The 14,993-nt window shown below is 65.9% G+C and carries 18 protein-coding genes; 7 read left to right on the top strand and 11 right to left on the bottom strand.

Going from position 1 to position 14,993, the window contains the following annotated elements; translation table 11 throughout:
• Positions 1-2 precede the first annotated feature (2 nt).
• From AB7F11_RS02905 to AB7F11_RS02940, 8 genes are all read right to left on the bottom strand, one after another.
• Positions 3-1,094, bottom strand: coding sequence for a type IV secretion system protein (locus tag AB7F11_RS02905; protein ID WP_428289234.1), 1,092 nt, complete (start codon positions 1,092-1,094; stop codon positions 3-5).
• The gene (locus AB7F11_RS02910) at positions 1,091-3,544 is read right to left on the bottom strand and encodes a VirB4 family type IV secretion/conjugal transfer ATPase (RefSeq protein WP_428289233.1); all 2,454 of its coding nucleotides are present in this window, start codon (positions 3,542-3,544) and stop codon (positions 1,091-1,093) included. Before AB7F11_RS02910 ends, AB7F11_RS02905 begins: the two co-directional genes overlap by 4 nt.
• 11 nt (positions 3,545-3,555) lie before the next feature.
• The gene (locus AB7F11_RS02915; protein WP_428289232.1) at positions 3,556-3,921 is read right to left on the bottom strand and encodes a type IV secretion system protein VirB3; all 366 of its coding nucleotides are present in this window, start codon (positions 3,919-3,921) and stop codon (positions 3,556-3,558) included.
• Positions 3,922-3,948: 27 nt separating this feature from the next.
• Positions 3,949-4,074 carry a hypothetical protein gene (locus AB7F11_RS02920; RefSeq protein ID WP_428289231.1) on the bottom strand — a complete coding sequence of 42 codons (126 nt, stop codon included), beginning with the start codon at positions 4,072-4,074 and terminating at the stop codon, positions 3,949-3,951.
• Positions 4,075-4,098: 24 nt separating this feature from the next.
• Positions 4,099-4,464 carry a TrbC/VirB2 family protein gene (locus AB7F11_RS02925; RefSeq protein ID WP_428289230.1) on the bottom strand — a complete coding sequence of 122 codons (366 nt, stop codon included), beginning with the start codon at positions 4,462-4,464 and terminating at the stop codon, positions 4,099-4,101.
• Between the two features lie 183 nt (positions 4,465-4,647).
• Complete coding sequence (locus AB7F11_RS02930) at positions 4,648-5,169, bottom strand: hypothetical protein (RefSeq protein WP_428299783.1); 522 nt, start codon at positions 5,167-5,169, stop codon at positions 4,648-4,650.
• A 200-nt stretch (positions 5,170-5,369) separates the two neighbouring features.
• Complete coding sequence (locus tag AB7F11_RS02935; protein WP_428289228.1) at positions 5,370-5,843, bottom strand: CesT family type III secretion system chaperone; 474 nt, start codon at positions 5,841-5,843, stop codon at positions 5,370-5,372.
• Positions 5,844-5,975: 132 nt separating this feature from the next.
• Positions 5,976-6,422, bottom strand: coding sequence for a lytic transglycosylase domain-containing protein (locus AB7F11_RS02940; RefSeq protein WP_428299782.1), 447 nt, complete (start codon positions 6,420-6,422; stop codon positions 5,976-5,978).
• A gap of 998 nt (positions 6,423-7,420) precedes the next feature.
• Between AB7F11_RS02940 and atpE the strand changes: the two genes are divergently transcribed.
• Positions 7,421-7,663 (top strand): F0F1 ATP synthase subunit C, encoded by a 243-nt coding sequence (gene atpE, locus AB7F11_RS02945; protein ID WP_428289226.1) that lies wholly within the window; start codon positions 7,421-7,423, stop codon positions 7,661-7,663.
• On the opposite strand, the gene AB7F11_RS02950 is transcribed toward atpE, so the two are convergent.
• A complete protein-coding gene (locus AB7F11_RS02950; protein ID WP_428289225.1) occupies positions 7,658-8,071 on the bottom strand; it encodes an ankyrin repeat domain-containing protein in 414 nt (137 codons plus the stop codon). The two genes, atpE and AB7F11_RS02950, sit on opposite strands and share 6 nt — an antisense overlap.
• A 312-nt stretch (positions 8,072-8,383) precedes the next feature.
• On the opposite strand from AB7F11_RS02950, the gene AB7F11_RS02955 reads away from it, so the two are divergent.
• Complete coding sequence (locus AB7F11_RS02955; protein ID WP_428289224.1) at positions 8,384-9,601, top strand: tetratricopeptide repeat protein; 1,218 nt, start codon at positions 8,384-8,386, stop codon at positions 9,599-9,601.
• A gap of 16 nt (positions 9,602-9,617) precedes the next feature.
• Here AB7F11_RS02955 and AB7F11_RS02960 read toward each other — a convergent pair whose 3' ends face one another.
• Positions 9,618-9,899, bottom strand: coding sequence for a cupin domain-containing protein (locus AB7F11_RS02960; RefSeq protein WP_428289223.1), 282 nt, complete (start codon positions 9,897-9,899; stop codon positions 9,618-9,620).
• 84 nt (positions 9,900-9,983) lie between these two features.
• Here AB7F11_RS02960 and AB7F11_RS02965 point away from each other — a divergent pair, with 84 nt between their 5' ends.
• The 5 genes from AB7F11_RS02965 (at position 9,984) to AB7F11_RS02985 (ending at position 13,883) form a co-directional block, all read left to right on the top strand.
• On the top strand, positions 9,984-10,340 hold the full coding sequence (locus AB7F11_RS02965; RefSeq protein ID WP_428289222.1) for a YciI family protein: 357 nt from the start codon (positions 9,984-9,986) through the stop codon (positions 10,338-10,340).
• 102 nt (positions 10,341-10,442) lie between these two features.
• Positions 10,443-10,865 carry a YciI family protein gene (locus AB7F11_RS02970; protein WP_428289221.1) on the top strand — a complete coding sequence of 141 codons (423 nt, stop codon included), beginning with the start codon at positions 10,443-10,445 and terminating at the stop codon, positions 10,863-10,865.
• A 22-nt stretch (positions 10,866-10,887) separates the two neighbouring features.
• Complete coding sequence (locus AB7F11_RS02975) at positions 10,888-11,364, top strand: VOC family protein (protein ID WP_428289220.1); 477 nt, start codon at positions 10,888-10,890, stop codon at positions 11,362-11,364.
• A gap of 10 nt (positions 11,365-11,374) precedes the next feature.
• Positions 11,375-12,643 (top strand): RNA polymerase sigma factor, encoded by a 1,269-nt coding sequence (locus tag AB7F11_RS02980; RefSeq protein ID WP_428289219.1) that lies wholly within the window; start codon positions 11,375-11,377, stop codon positions 12,641-12,643.
• A gap of 88 nt (positions 12,644-12,731) precedes the next feature.
• A complete protein-coding gene (locus AB7F11_RS02985; RefSeq protein WP_428289218.1) occupies positions 12,732-13,883 on the top strand; it encodes a flavin-containing monooxygenase in 1,152 nt (383 codons plus the stop codon).
• Here the strand turns inward: AB7F11_RS02985 and AB7F11_RS02990 are convergent.
• Positions 13,880-14,965, bottom strand: a complete 1,086-nt coding sequence (locus AB7F11_RS02990; protein ID WP_428289217.1) for an AI-2E family transporter — start codon at positions 14,963-14,965, stop codon at positions 13,880-13,882. The two genes, AB7F11_RS02985 and AB7F11_RS02990, sit on opposite strands and share 4 nt — an antisense overlap.
• Positions 14,966-14,993: the final 28 nt, after the last annotated feature.

Here is a 14,993-nt window from a genome sequence, read left to right on the forward strand (position 1 = left end):
GGTTAACGGGTAGCGGATCCCATGGCGGCCGCAGCGCCCTGAGCAGCGCCCACCTTCGCCCCGGCCGGCCCCCCCTTGACGAAGCCCCCCGCAGCTCCCTTGGCGGCTCCAATGCCAACGTCAAGGCCCTTGTGGATGCCACCGATGAGTTGGTGCGCAGCGCCATCACCAATGTGCGTCAGCAAGGAGCCCACCATGCCCGAGGCGAACTGCGGAATGCTGGCGACGGACTTGGCGAGCGCGTAGTAGAGAATCAGGTAGGCGATAGCCGGGCCGATCACGCCCACCGCGGCGGGAATCGGTGCCCAACCCGCAGGCGGCCCCGCGTTGAACACGGCGATGCTCGCATTGGCCACCATCAGCACCAACATCAGCAGCGCTGGCGTCAGCGCAAAGCCCAACATGCCACGGAACCAGGCATCGGTATAGGAACGGGTGTGTTGAAAAAGGGCCAACGCGATGAAGACAGGCGCGACGGCCAGGCAACTGGTCAGACCCAGGCGGGACAGCAGCATGACGATGAAAACGCTGGCGAAGAGAACGATCGTCATGACGAACTTGATCAGTCCGGCGATGTTTTGGATGAGGTTCGGGAACGGAATCCCAGTGGGTATCTTGAGTGCTTCTCCGAGCAAAGGAATGGGGATATCAATAAATGCGATCGACACGGAGTCGGTGGGTACGCTCACCATCTGCAAAAAGGCAGACTTCATTTGCGCCATGAAAGCGCTGTCGAGCGCACTTGAACCGAGACCGAGCGGGCTGCTCAATCCGGCGGCGATCAGTGGCTTGGCAAGCACATCCGCAAGCCCGGTATAGGTGCTCCAGATCGTTCCGTAAACCCAGGTGTTGAAGAAACCCCAATTGATCAGCAGTTCGGACACCAGACCCATCTTGAGGATCAGCCAACCGACGTCGACAGCGGACAGCCCCTGGGTGTGCCCTTTCATCAGGTTGAACCCGTGAACCGCTACCAGAAGGACCATGCCCGATCTCAAGGGCGCAGCAACAAATGAACTGAGCGCGCCATAGCCGGGCTTGATCACTTTGGTCACCAACGCCAGGTCAACGCCCTCCAGCACATAGAAAATCAAACCAACCTCCCCACCACCTCTGCGCTGTCCGCACTGCGATGCCCCGCCATGAAATGCGGAAGCCAGGCGGCCGGGTCTTCGCCGTGCTGCGCCATCAGGCGGTCCATGAGCGCCACGGTGTTCTTGTTGCCCGAGAGCACCGCGATGTGGCCGTCCATGCCCTGCATGTCGAGCTGACACACACTCACCCCCAGGCTGTTCTTCACCAGAAACCAGCCACGTCCCGGGCGCATTGGCAGGTCGTTGCGGATCATGTCGAACTGCGTTTCGTTCAAGCCCAGATAGCCGCGGTACACATCCTCCTCAGCCTTGGGGTTCGGAAAAAGGATGAAAGTCTCGGACTGCTGCTTGAGCGCGGCCGAAATGTGCGACTGCATCACCGTCTCGGGCGTTTGCGTGGCAAACACCAGCAGGCCGTTGTTCTTGCGAATGACAAACTCGAAATTTTCGATGCGCCGGGCCACGATCTCGTCGTCGAGCAGGCGCCAGCCTTCGTCGGCAAAGATGGCCATGGGCTGGCCATCGAGCAGGCTCTCGACGATGTAAAAGAGCCAGGTGAGCACCGCTGGCCGAATCTGCCGGGCGTCGAGCACATAGGTCATGTCAAAGCCCACCACCGGGTTGCTCATGTCCAGCGCGTTGTGCGGGTTGTCGAACACCCAGGCATGCTGCCCACGGCCATAGCGCGGGTGCACATACCAGTCGAGCAGGCGCTTGGCCAGCTTGTCCTGCTCCGCGTTGCCAAACATGGGCGCAACGTGGCAGAGCTGACGCAGCTCGGGCGCCAGGTCGAACACGCTGGAGACAATCTGGCGGATGCGCTGACGGTCTTCGGCGTCCACCGGCGCACCGCCTTCATCGGTGAGCAGCGATTCGAACCAGTCCACCAGAAAGCCGCGCGCTGTCGGCGTGTCGGGCAGCTGCAAGGGGTTCCAGCCGGTGCGCCGCTGGCTTTCGATGCGGAAGTAGCTCCCGCCAATGGCGCGCACGAAAATTTCCATGCCGCGGTCCTTGTCGAGAAAGACGCGGCGCCCACCGAGCTTGAGGCTCTGCGCAAACAGGAACGAGGTGGTGAGCGTCTTGCCCTGGCCGGTGGGGCCCAGCACCAGGGTGTTGCCCCGGTCTGCCACGTGCAGGTTGAAGTGGTACGCCGTGCCGGAGGCGGTGGGCAGCACGGTGATGGCGGGCCCCCAGATGGAGCGGGACCGGCCACCCAGGTAGTTGTGGCAGCTGGCAAACGAGGCAAAGTTCTTGGTGGAGATGCGCGCGCCCCGGGCGATGAAGCGGAAGTTGCCCGGCAGTTGCGCGTAGAAGGCCGCCTCCAGGTTGACGTCTTCGCGCACGCTGGTGATGCCGTTTTCCGCCAGCTCGGCATCCACGGTGGCGAGCCTGCCCGCCACGGCAGCGGCATCCTCGTCCCAGACCATGAGAGTGTGGTGGTGCAGGCCAAAGCCGGCTTCACCCTTGGTTTCCTCCATGGCCATGTCCAGTGCTCGAATCTGCGACTGGCCGACGTCGCCCGCGTTCAGCAACCGGTTTTGCTGCTGCTTGATGGCGGCTTCGCTGCGCGAGCGTTCTTCAAAGCGGAACGACTGGGTGGCGCAGAACTCGAACGGCAGCGTCAACAGCCGGTCGTACATGGTGGCTGCGGTCCGGGAAGGGTATTCCTTGACCGATGCCACGCCTGCATACAACGTGCGCGCCGCGTGCCTCAGCTCCACGATTTCATTGCGGAAGATGGCACGCGCCACCGGCAGGATTTCGCAGACCGGGCGCTCGGGCACCGCGTAGCGCCGATCCTGCAGGTTGATGAAAAAGCCATAGAGCTGCATGAGCTCGCTGCACGGCACGCCGTTCTCACTGGGCTGCACGCCCAGCAACCGGGGCTGGTAGGCCTTGAACACTTCGAGCAGGGCACGCATGGCGTCGTTGAGCGCCTGCAACGCCTTGCGCTCGTACTGCTCGCGCTCCTGGTCGTCCAGCCGCTCCGACAGCGACCTGAGCAGGTGGTCCAGTCGTTTGGCCACGCCTTCGCCGGGCTTGTGCACCAGCGTGAGGTAAATGTCATTGGCGTAGAGCCTGCGCTGCCCCAGGCGCTCGCACCAGGCGTCGTTCAACTGGGCCGGAAACCCTCCGTTCGCATCGAAATGGCCTTCCGGCAACGTCACACGGCGGCGGCGCACCAGGTGGTGGTAAACCGCCAGGTTGGAGGTGCTGAACGTTTTCCAGAGCTGGTTGCGGATGCGCTTGAACAGATCCAGTTCATCGGCGTCCGCCGTGTCAAAGGGAAGCCCACCCAGGTGCAGCACCTGCAACAGGCTGCCATCCTGCGTCCTGAGCGTGTTCGCGTCGAAGTGCGACACGTAGGGAACGCACCAGCGCGAGGCCTGGGCCTCGTGATCGACCTTGCGGACAGCTTCGTCCGCCCCGCTGCTGAGGTGGCGCCACATGGGAGTGCCCCTCAGCGCGGCGCTACCGGCCTGGCACGCAACGGCTTCGCCGATGGCGATGCGCCACCCGGATCGAAGGACGTGCCACCCCAGTACGCGGCGCGGCGCCTGCCCGGGGAGAACTGGGACAGCTTGGTGGTCCAGAGCTGGAACACCCGGGCGTCGCGTTCACACATGGCGTAGCCAAACACATACAGCGAGGGTGCGCACATCAGCCCGTACACGATGCCCTTCATGCCCCCGAGGCCGAGAAACACCAGCATGACGACGAAGGTCATGAACACGGCATAAGCGTCGGTGATCCCGAAAAACATGGGCGGTCGGGTGAGCCCCAGGAACACGGGGTCGGACTCACATTTCAGCGATGCGTCGGCCATGTGGCGTGTGAACTGTCTGCCAGGCGCTCAGGCCAGTGCAGCCGTGGTGTTGAGCGGCTGGGCTGGCCCACAATCGCGCTCGGTGGAGGCGCAAGGCGTGGGGGGCGCTGCCAGTCTGCCAGCGGTGCAGGCCTGGAGGAGCAGAACGATCATCAGGGAAGCGACAAGGTGTTTCATTCAGGTCGTCGGCACAGGGAACAACGCGTTGATGATGACCCCAGCCGAGAAGATCAGGCCGACGCCCAGCACCACCACAATGGCACGGCTCCATTCCACTCGCCCGGTCAGCGCGGCAATGCCCATGCCGATGACGGCAATGATCGCAAGAGAACGCGCAATGGCGCCGTTCAATGCGGCCACCAGGCTGCCCAGCGCGGTGGCCAGTGCGGTCTTGGCGAAGGGATCTGCGGTAGCAGCGGTCTGTGCCAGCGCCGGATGGCTGAAGACGAACAAGGCCACGGCGACCACACACAAGACAGCGAGGCGCTGAGCACTGCATTCAAAACGGACCGGGCCGGGACCGAAGCAATGAACTTCTTTCATGAAAAACTTCCTGTTGGATGCTGCGCTGGATCGCGCGGGAGTCGGCTCGCGCGGCGGGTCGAATTTAAGCAAATGAGCAAAGTCGGTTGACCTTCCTCACGAAACACGGAAATACAAGCATCAGGCGTTGGCGAGAAGCGCTCAAGCGCAGACGAGGCACCGCCGCAATGACCGGATTTGGCGTCATGGGCTGGGACCAGTCGATCTGTCCCCGCTCCTGGCCTGAGCGGCAGGGCGGACCTCCGGCACGGGCGATGCCTCGCGACTCATGTCTGCTGGCAACAGCCCCTGCCCGTTCCTGCGGGTCAAGGCCATCTGCAAAGAGTGCCCACGGGGCAATTGCATGTGACGAGCCAGGCCGTGCAGGTCCTGCACGCTGCGCCCGCCCAACACCCACTGGTGCGCCACGTTGTTGCCGGTGGCATCCGGAGCCTCCAGAGCAGCAGAGATGCCCAGGCGGGGGTGGGCATACAGCCTCAGCATGCCCAGGCGGCCGCAAGCGCTGGCGACGTGAGCGGGGGACTTTCTCATCGGGCCCTCGTCGGTCTGCATGAGCAATCTGCGCAGCGCCTCGCGCTGGCCGAGGCTCGGTGTTCGCGTCGCCAGCGGCGCGGCGATCGCGACCAGGACATCAGAGCGATCGTTGGCGGCGGCCCAATGCGCAATGGATTGGTGCCAGGGGTTGCGGGAAAACAGCAAATCCATATCCTTGGGACTCGCAACGCCGGATACGTATGCGCGCACGGCACCTCGGACCTGATCAAAAGTGAGGTTGTAGTCAGGGTCCGCGATGCGCGCATCGAGGGCAGCAGATACTGGCACGGCCGGAGCGCACACGTGCCCGGTGTCGCTCCTGGAAAGGGGTGGGAGCAGGGCATTCCTTTGGGGAAACATGAACCCGCACCTCAGCACAGACTGCCAGGGGTGGCACCACCTGCACGCACCTGTGGCGCGGCAGACCTGTCCCACAGAAAATAGGTCTCGCGAAACTCGAGCGACACGTCAACCAGCATGTTCACCATGGCCTCCAGGCCCTGCCCTTCCAAACCACCCAGGCCAACGTGGATGGCGCCGACCACATGCCCGGTGGCCGGAGAAATGCAATAGGTCAGGCCGCGGCTGCTGGAGTTGTTGAAGTTTTGCTGCAACAACATGCGGAGCACCGATGCCTCGCCCCCGCGCGGCGGCAGGCCCACATCAACATAGATCGAAACGGCAGGCGCCCTGGGAACCAACTGGTTCAGGGTGATGGCCATTTGCACACCTTCAATGGCAATGGATGCACCCTGGGCCACAGCCTCCTGGTCGCTCAAGTCCATGCGCGCGCAGAAATCGCCGATCACCTGCCGGTAGATGGCCGTTTCGCTGGAATCTGACATGCCGTTTGCCTCCCGTGTCTCGACGCTCTTGTTGGGTGCGACGCGGATCATGACGGCAAAGCTTCACTTCGTCAGATTAAAGGAACGAGTGAACAGTTTTTTGCCACGAACGGTCCATTCAAGCAGCGGAACTCAGGATGGAAGGCGGCCCATGCGCTTCAATGCGCGAACGACGCGGTCTTGATAGGCGCGGTTGTGGGCAGGCGTGACGCTGTGGTAGGCCCCCACCGCAAACCAGGTGTTGCCGTGGCGCAGGATCTGGTTCTTCAGGTGCCAGGCGGCCACGTGGATGCCAACGCAGGGCTGCAGCAGATGCGGCCACTCAACGCCGTGACGGCGAAGCTCGGGGAAATGAATGCTGTTGATTTGCGCGATGCCAACGTCGATGCTCCCATTCGCATTGCGGCGTACGGGATGGGCCTGCAAGCCGGACTCGACCTGAAGAATGGCCCGCAGCAGGTCGGGATTGACCCCATGCCGCAGACTCGCGGCCGACACGCATTTGCCAATGCCCCGGTCTTCGCCCGCCGCTTGCCTGGCCAGGGCATCACCGCACAGCGCACCCAACAGGGCGGCCATCGCCAGCAAGGGCCACCGCGTGCGAGCCAGAGCGCTGCCGAGGAGCCGCCAGTCCTTCAGCACGGTACAGCTGCAACCTTCAGGGCTCGCCCCGCTTGCGGCTGACATCGCGGAGAAGTTCGGCGTAGTGCAGGCCGCCACGCGCAGGCGAGGGGCTCGAAGGCGATTGAGGGGCGCTTGGCGCTTCGCGCCCGGTCGTCTCGGGGGCCAAGGTGCCGAGCTCGGCGGAATGCGACTCGGCCAACGGAGCTGGCAGAAGCGCCAAGGGTTGTACCAGCCGCGCTGTGCGCTTGATCAGAAGCGGGTCTTCCATGTCGTTGGCGATCAACGCCCTGCCGATGGAACTGACGGATTCCGGACCCTGGGCACCCGTTCGCAGTGGGGGGGGCCTTGCCGCACATCTGCATAGTGCAGTGAGGGAGCTGCGTCAACTTGCGAAGCTGCAACAAGCTGCGGATCTGCACCAAGCTGCGGAGCTGCGCCAAGCTGCAGATGTTCGCCAAGCTGCGGAGCTGCGTCAGACGGCCGGTGAGAGCCGGGGCTGAACTCGCTCCCGGCAGGCACTGGCGTGTGGCGAACCCCGTCCCGCGCGCTCTTTACAACGCCCGCACCCATCAGGATCACCCCGATTGGCCACAGACCGATGACGGTCAGCACCAGGCCTGCAAGTGCCACTACGCCTCCCCACGAAGTGAGCAAGTTGCGCGCGACACCTGCAATGGTGGCACGCCGACCGGAATTGGCATCGACGGCTCCGGACGGGGGAGGAATGTAATTTTCGGCTGGTGGCATGGCTCGAGCAAATGAGTCAGCAAGATAGGGCATGGCTGGCGAGGTGATTGGAAATTGTCACCAAACGCCTGTCCAAGGCATGAAACAAGACCCATGCACCACGAAGCGCCGTCACTTGAACGCCATACACGCCATCACCTGTGAGGTCATGGATTTCTGCGCGCCGCACCGGCACAGTGGAGTCAACTCAGCGAAAGGAGCCCACCATGTCAGAGCTCAGCAGCCTCCCCCTCGCGGTCGGTCACATGATCGGCCTGGGCGCACTCGGTTCCTGCATCGGCATCGGCATCATGGCCAGCAGGTACCTGGAGGCGTCGGCCCGGCAACCCGAGATGATGGAAGCCATGCAACCCAAGGTCTTCCTGCTGGCGGGCCTGCTCGACGGCGCGTTCATCATTTCGGTGGCGCTGGGCGTGTGGTTCGCCATGGCGGACCCCTTCAGCTCATGAGGCGGGGCCTCTCGTCCAGTCGAGGATGGCCACGTGCCCGTACAGGTCGGCGAGGTCCGCGGGTGTGAGCCCGCCGTGGTTGCGCACGTCCATCCGGACGCCGGCCGCGTGCAACGCGGCGATGACTTCGACATGACCACCACTGGCCGCATCGTGAGCGGGCGTCGTGCCGGTGGTGTCCGCCACGTCGAGCCGCGCACCCAGCTGGCAAAGCTCGTGAACGGCCGCCAGATGACCATTGCCGGCGGCGTAGTGCGCGGGCGTGAGTCCACCGGCATCCGGCCGGTCCAACGGCACGCCACAGAGGTGCAGCCATCGCAGGGCCATGGCATCACCCCTGCGCGCGGCAGCCCACGCATCCGGCAAGGTCGTCAGTTCGGGCATGGCCCCGGCATTGGGAGACGGCATGGCGGTTCTCCTGCAAGTCGTGAAGACAGGAGCCGCCAGCGTAGGACGCCCGGATCGGCTTGTCGGAAGAAGTGCTCAACTGCGGGCCGGTGGCGTCGAGTCGAACGCGGGAAAGCACGAAGCCAGGCGCGTCCGTGAGCGCAGACCTGCGGCGCCTCTTCGACGTGGACCTCCAGACCATGTTTTGCGAAGCGCTTCGAGGTCACGTGGTTCCAGGGCCTGGTGGGCCTGACCCCCACCGAGGTCGGCCAGCATATGGCTGGTGGCGGTGGCCACGCCGGTGAGTGCGGTGGTGGTGTAAGGTGTCTCGCCATGAGCGACGACAGCCCAACCCCCTCCGCCACCGAACAGGCCAGAGCCCGCTTCTTCGAGGGCAACGAACACTTCGGCGCCGGCCGCCTGCAGGACGCCAGGGCCAGCTACCAGGCCGCACTGGCACTGGCGCCGGGCCGGCCTTCGGTGCTGGCCAACCTGGGTGTGACCGAATGCCGCCTGGGCCTTTGGGCGGCGTCGATTGATCATCTGGAGCAGGCCACGGCGGCCGACCCCGAGCACCGCGACGCCTGGGTGGCACTGGGTTTGTCGCACGAGGCCCTGGGCCAGTGGCAGCCGGCCACGCAAGCCCTGCAGCACGGCATTCGCCTGGGCGCGGCCACCGCGCAGTTGTGGCTCTCGCTCGCGCTGTGCCAGTTGCACCTGGAACGGCCCGATGACGCGCTGGAATCCCTGGATGAAGCCCTGGCGCTGGACGCCACGCTGGCAGACGCCTGGAGCCAGCGCGGCAGTCTGCTGCGCGATGCCGGGCGCCACGCCGAAGCGGCGATGTGTTTCGAACAGGCCCTCACGCACGGGGCCGACGAATCGCTGCACCGCTTCTACCTGGCGTCGGTGCGCGGCAGCGCTGCGCCCCCGCAGCCGCCCCGCAGCTACGTGGAGGCGCTGTTCAACGAGTACGCCGACGATTTCCAGACGCACCTGCTGGGGCCATTGCGCTACCAGGCGCACCAGACCTTGCTGGCGCCGCTGCGCGAAGCTGGCCGCCGCTACCCGCTGGTGCTGGACCTGGGCTGTGGCACCGGCCTTTGCGGCCAACTCATCCGCGAACAGGCCGACGCGGTGGACGGCGTGGACCTGGCCGAGGCCATGGTGAAGCAAGCGCTCGCCACTGGCGCCTACCGCAGCGTGGTGCATGGCGACCTGCTGGGCTTCCTTCGCGCGTCAACCGAACACGCCGACCTGGTGATCGCCGCCGATGTGTTCATCTATGTGGGTGCGCTGGAAGAAACGTTTGCAGCCGTCCGCCAGCGCCTGCAGCCGGACGGCTGCTTCGCGTTTTCCGTCGAACTCGCCCGCAACCACACCGACCTGCAACTTCTGCCCAGCCTGCGCTACGCGCACTCCCCCGCCTATGTGGAACGTCTGGCCCTGGCCCACGGATTTCGCACGCGGAAAACCTGGCAGGCCCCCCTGCGCGAAGACCAGCGCAAGCCGGTGATGGGTCTCTATGTGTGGCTGGAGGCCGCAGACTGAGGGGGTGGCCCGCGCCTCAATCGTGGCGCCGCGCCACCCAGTAGGCCGCACCCTGGCTGCCGTAGCGTTCGGCATGCGGCACGTCGCGGCCCAGTTCGAAGGTGTCGCCCGGACGGAGCTGGCGGGTGAGATCGCCCACGGTGAGCCACATCTCGCCGCGTGTGACCAGCGCTCTCACGGAAAACGGGTGCGAGTGCATGTCCAGCAGGGTCAGCGGCTCCCATTCGCGTTCCAGCACCTCGTCAAACCCTTCGGTGAGGGCCTGGATGCGGAAGACGTCAAAGTTCAGGGAGGGCATGGGTAGGCATTGTGGGGGATTGCGAACGACGGTCAAGCGTTAGCATGGCGGCCTTGTCTGAATCGACCCCTCGAAAGGCCACCCATGTCCCACATGTTGTTGATCATCGAGCCCGCCGGCCAGCGCGCCACGCGCACCGAGGCGCAGGGCCGTGAGGTGTATGCGCGCATGGTGCGCTTTGGCGATGCGCTGCGTGAGCGTGGCAAGCTGCTGGCGGTGGAGTCGCTGGCTTCCGATGCCGGCGCGGTGCGCGTGAGCAAACCGAACGGCGGCAAGGCCCAGGTGCTCGATGGCCCTTTTTCCGAGGCCAAGGAAATGATCGGCGGCTTTTTTCTGCTGAACTGCGCCAGCATGGACGAAGCCGTGGCGATCGCACACGAATGCCCGGCGGCGGAATGGGCCACGGTGGAGGTGCGAGCCCTGGCGCCCTGCTACGAGTGATTTCAGGATGAGGGTTTCTACTTAGCCTCGACGGTCGAACTTCAAACGTCCGTTTCGTCGTACCAGTTGAAGCCACGCGGTGGCCCCCAACCGGAGAGTGGAATGCGGTTCATGATCATCGTGAAGTCCTGCGACGAGTTCGAAGCGGAGACAAATCCCGCGCCCGACGAGGCGCTGATGGCGGAGATGGTCCGCTACCACGAGGCCCTGGCCCAGGCGGGTGTGCTGCTTGACGGCTCGGGCCTGCACCCCAGCCGCAAGGGCTGGCGCGTGCACCACAGCGCCGACGGCGGGAAACGCATCGTCGACGGACCGTTTGCCGAGGCCAAGGAGCTCATCGCCGGCTACACCCTCATCCAGGTGCGCTCGCGAGAAGAAGCGCTGGAATGGAGTCGGCGCTTTCCGAATCCTGCCGGTCGCGGCAAGGAAGCCGTGATCGAGCTGCGCCAGCTCTACGAGATGGATGACTTCCCGCCCAGCCAGCCGCTGGAAGACTTCAAGAAGCTCGACGCCCGCACCCGTTGATCAACCTCCAGGAGAGAACACCATGCTTCGCGAGATCTTCGTCAACCTGCCCATCAAGGACATGGGCAAGAGCCAGACCTTCTTCAAGGCCCTGGGCCTCACGTTCAACCCGCAGTTCACCAACGAACAGGGCGCCTGCCTGGAGATTGCCCCCCACATCTACGCCATGCTGCTGACCGAACCGTTCTTCAAAGGGTTCACCCAGTTGCCGATCTCGGACGCGAAGAAAGCCACCGAGGTGCTGATTGCGCTCTCGTGCGACAGCCGCGCCGAGGTGGACCAGATCGTGGCCAAGGCGGTAGCGGCTGGCGGCACCACACCCAACCCGCCACAAGACCACGGCTTCATGTACCAGCACGGTTTTGCCGACCTGGACGGCCACCAATGGGAGGTGTTCTGGATGGATATGAGCGCTGCGCCGGGCCGCTCCCAAGCAAGCTCGCACCGCAGTGCGGAGCACGAAGGTGATCCGGTGAGCGCTGCGCCGGCGCAGATGTAAATTCCCGCCCATGCATTCCGGTGTTCACCAGGCCATTGCCACCGTCTGGCGCCTTGAATCCGCGCGCGTCACGGCGGCCGTGGCGCGCATGGTGCGCGACATCGGCGTGGCCGAAGAGCTGGCGCAGGACGCGCTGGTGGCCGCGCTGGAGCACTGGCCGACCGAGGGCATCCCAGACAACCCGGGTGCCTGGCTGATGACCACCGCCAAACGCCGCGCACTCGACCACATCCGCCACCGGCAGATGGCGGATGCGCGCCACGAAGACATTGCCGCCGACCTCGAGGCACTGGGCGCCACGCACGTGCCCGATTTCGTGGACGCTCTGGATGCCGCGCGGCAGGACGACATCGGCGACGACCTGCTGCGCCTGGTCTTCACCGCCTGTCACCCCGTGCTCTCCACCGACGCGCGTGTGGCGCTCACACTCAAGCTGCTGGGCGGCCTCACCACCCACGCGATCGCGCGCGCCTACCTCGTCCCAGAGGCCACCATCGCCCAGCGCATCGTGCGCGCCAAGCGCACGCTCGGCGAGGCGGGCGTGCCGTTCGAGGTGCCTCGCGGTGAAGCGCTGGGCGAGCGCCTGGCCTCGGTGCTCGAGGTGGTTTACCTGGTGTTCAACGAGGGCTACACGGCCACCAGCGGCGCCGACTGGATGCGGCCGGCGCTGTGCGACGAGGCATTGCGCCTGGGTCGCATGCTGGCGCAGATCGCACCCCAGCACGCCGAGGTGCATGGCCTGCTCGCGCTGATGGAGATTCAGGCCTCGCGCACCGCCGCCCGCACCGACACCGAAGGGCGCCCGGTGCTGCTGGCCGATCAGGACCGCGCCCGCTGGGATGCGCTGCTGATCCGGCGTGGCCTGGCCGCGCTGGACCGCGCCGATCTGCTCAACACCACGCCTGGCCCCTACCACCTGCAGGCCGCCATCGCGGCCTGCCACGCTCGCGCCCCGCGCGCGAGGGACACCGACTGGTCCCGCATCGCCTCGCTCTATGGCGAGCTCGCCCGCGTGACGCCCTCACCGGTGGTGGAGCTCAACCGCGCAGTGGCCGTGGCCATGCACGCCGGCCCCGCAGCGGGCCTGGTGCTGGTGGACGCGCTCATGAAAGAAAAAGCCCTGCAGCGCTATCAATGGCTGCCCAGCGTGCGTGGCGACCTGCTGGAAAAACTCGGCCGCCGCGACGAAGCGCGGGCCGAGTTCCAGCGTGCCGCCGAGCTGGCGGGCAACGAGCGCGAGAAAGCCTTCCTGCTGGAACGGGCGGCGGCGCTGGATTGAGCGCGGGTGTGCATCGCCGGCGGCCCCGGTGAAACCCCCATGGCCTTGGCCGGCGGGGGGGTCCACACTGGGCCTGAATCAGGCTCCTATGGATTCCACAACAACAACCTTCCACGACGTCCTGGTCATCGGCGCCGGCCCGGCCGGCCTGGCCACCGCCGCCTGTCTGGCACCCCTGGGGCTGGACGTGAAGCTCATCGACCGCGCGCTGGAAACCGCCTCCTCCTGGCGACACCACTACGAGCGCCTGCACCTGCACACCGTCAAGACGCATTCGGCGCTGCCCGGGCTGCCGTTTCCCGCCAGCGCACCGCGCTACGTGCCGCGCCAGGGCGTGGTGGAGTACCTCCTGGCCTATGCCGAACACCATGGCCTGCGACCCGAACTGGGGCACGAGGTGGTGGCCATCGAGCCCGCGCCGGCCGGCACCATGGCGCGCTGGATCGCCACCACGGCCGCGGGTCGGCGCCTGGCGGCTCGCCATGTGGTCATGGCGACTGGCGCCAACCGCAAGCCGAGTGCGCCCGAACTGCCCGGGCAAGGCGATTTCGGCGGGCGCATCCTGCACAGCCGCAACTACCGCAACGCCGCACCCTTCGCTGGCCAGCGCGTGCTGGTGGTCGGCATGGGAAACACCGGCGCCGAAATCGCACTGGATCTCGTGGAGCACGGGGTGCGCACGGCGCTGTCGGTGCGTTCACCGGTCAACATCGTGCTGCGCGACGTGCTGGGCCGTCCCACGCAGCTCTCCAGCATTGCGCTCAGCAAGCTGCCCGCTTCATGGGGCGACGCGCTGGCCACGCTGCTGCGCAACATCACCGTGGGCGACCTCAGCCGCTACGGCTTGCACACGGCCTTGCACTCGCCGCTGCGCCAGTTGCGCGAAGAAGGGCGCACGCCGGTGATCGACGTGGGCACCGTGCGGCGCATCAAGGCCGGCGACATCCAGGTCTATCCAGGCATCCAGACGCTCACCCAAGGCGGCGTGCGGTTTGCCGATGGCGGTGAGCACCCCTTCGACGTGGTGCTGCTGGCCACCGGCTACGAGGCCGCGTTGCGCGAGCTGTTTCCCCGCGTGTCGCTGCAACTGGATGCGCGTGGCATGCCGCCGGACACGGTGGGTGGTGGTGCGCTGGCGGGCGTGTATTTCGTGGGTTTCGACGTGCGACAGCCCGGTGGGCTGCTGCGCTCCATCGGCCCGCAGGCGCAGGCGGTGGCGGAGCAGGTGGCGCGGGCCTAAGTCTCCGGGGGCGCGGCGTCCAGCGCGTTCGCCGCCTCGATGCTGTGCAGCCATTCGCGCCAGATCGCCACCAGCAGCGCCATCAGCACCGGCCCCACGAAGAGGCCGACGAAGCCCATGGTGGTGACGCCGCCGACCAGACCGAAGAAGGTGGGCAGAAACGGCAGTTTGACCGGCCCGCCCACCAGGCGCGGGCGCAGCGTCTTGTCGACGATGAAGAGCTCCACCGCCCCCCAGACAAACAGCGCCAGGCCAGCACCCGGGTGCCCCGAGCCCACCAGGTAGAGCGAGACGAGCGTGAACGACAGCGGCGCGCCGCCGGGAATGAGCGCCATGAAACCGGTGGCCACGCCCAGCAACACCGGCGAGGGCACGCCCGCGATCCAGTACGCCACCCCGAGCACCACGCCCTCGCCCACGGCGATCACACCCATGCCGATCACGGTGGCGCTCACGGTGGCGGGCACCACACGCGAAAACCGTTGCCAGCGATGGTGCAGCACGCGCTCGCCCACCACGTCGAGCTGCCTGGCGATGCGCGCGCCGTCCTTGTAGATGAAGAACAGCGTGATCAGCATGAAGAGAATGGTGAGTGCCAGATTGAACAGGTTGCCGGTGGCGGCCAGTGCCCAGCGGTAGATGTTGCCCACGTGCTGGCCGCTGAGCAGTTGTATCCACTCGCCAAGCGCCCCTGGCGCACCCAGGTGCTCGCGCCAGTAGGTGGCCAGTTGTTCACCGACGAACGGCAGCGCGGCGATCCACTGCGGCACGGCGGCACCGTTGCGATTGGCCGCCAGCAGCCAGTTCATCAACTGCGTGGCTTCCTGCAGGGCGAAATGCAGGGCCAGCATGAATGGCGCCACCAGCACCGCCAGCACCACCAGCAAGGCCAGGCTGGCGGCCAGCGTGGTGCGTCCGCTGCAGCGCCACACCAGGCGTTCGTAGAGCGGCCAACTGGCAAAGCCAATGATCAGCGCTGCGAGCACGGGCACCACGAAGCCCCGGAAAAAATAGACACCGGCCGCCAGCAACAGCAGCAGCAGACCACGGGCAACGAGGGAAGCGGGAAGAACTGGAGGCATGCGGAAATTCTGACACGCCGCGCTCGAG

The sequence above is a fragment of the Hydrogenophaga sp. genome (assembly GCF_050250835.1).
Classification (GTDB): domain Bacteria; phylum Pseudomonadota; class Gammaproteobacteria; order Burkholderiales; family Burkholderiaceae_C; genus Hydrogenophaga.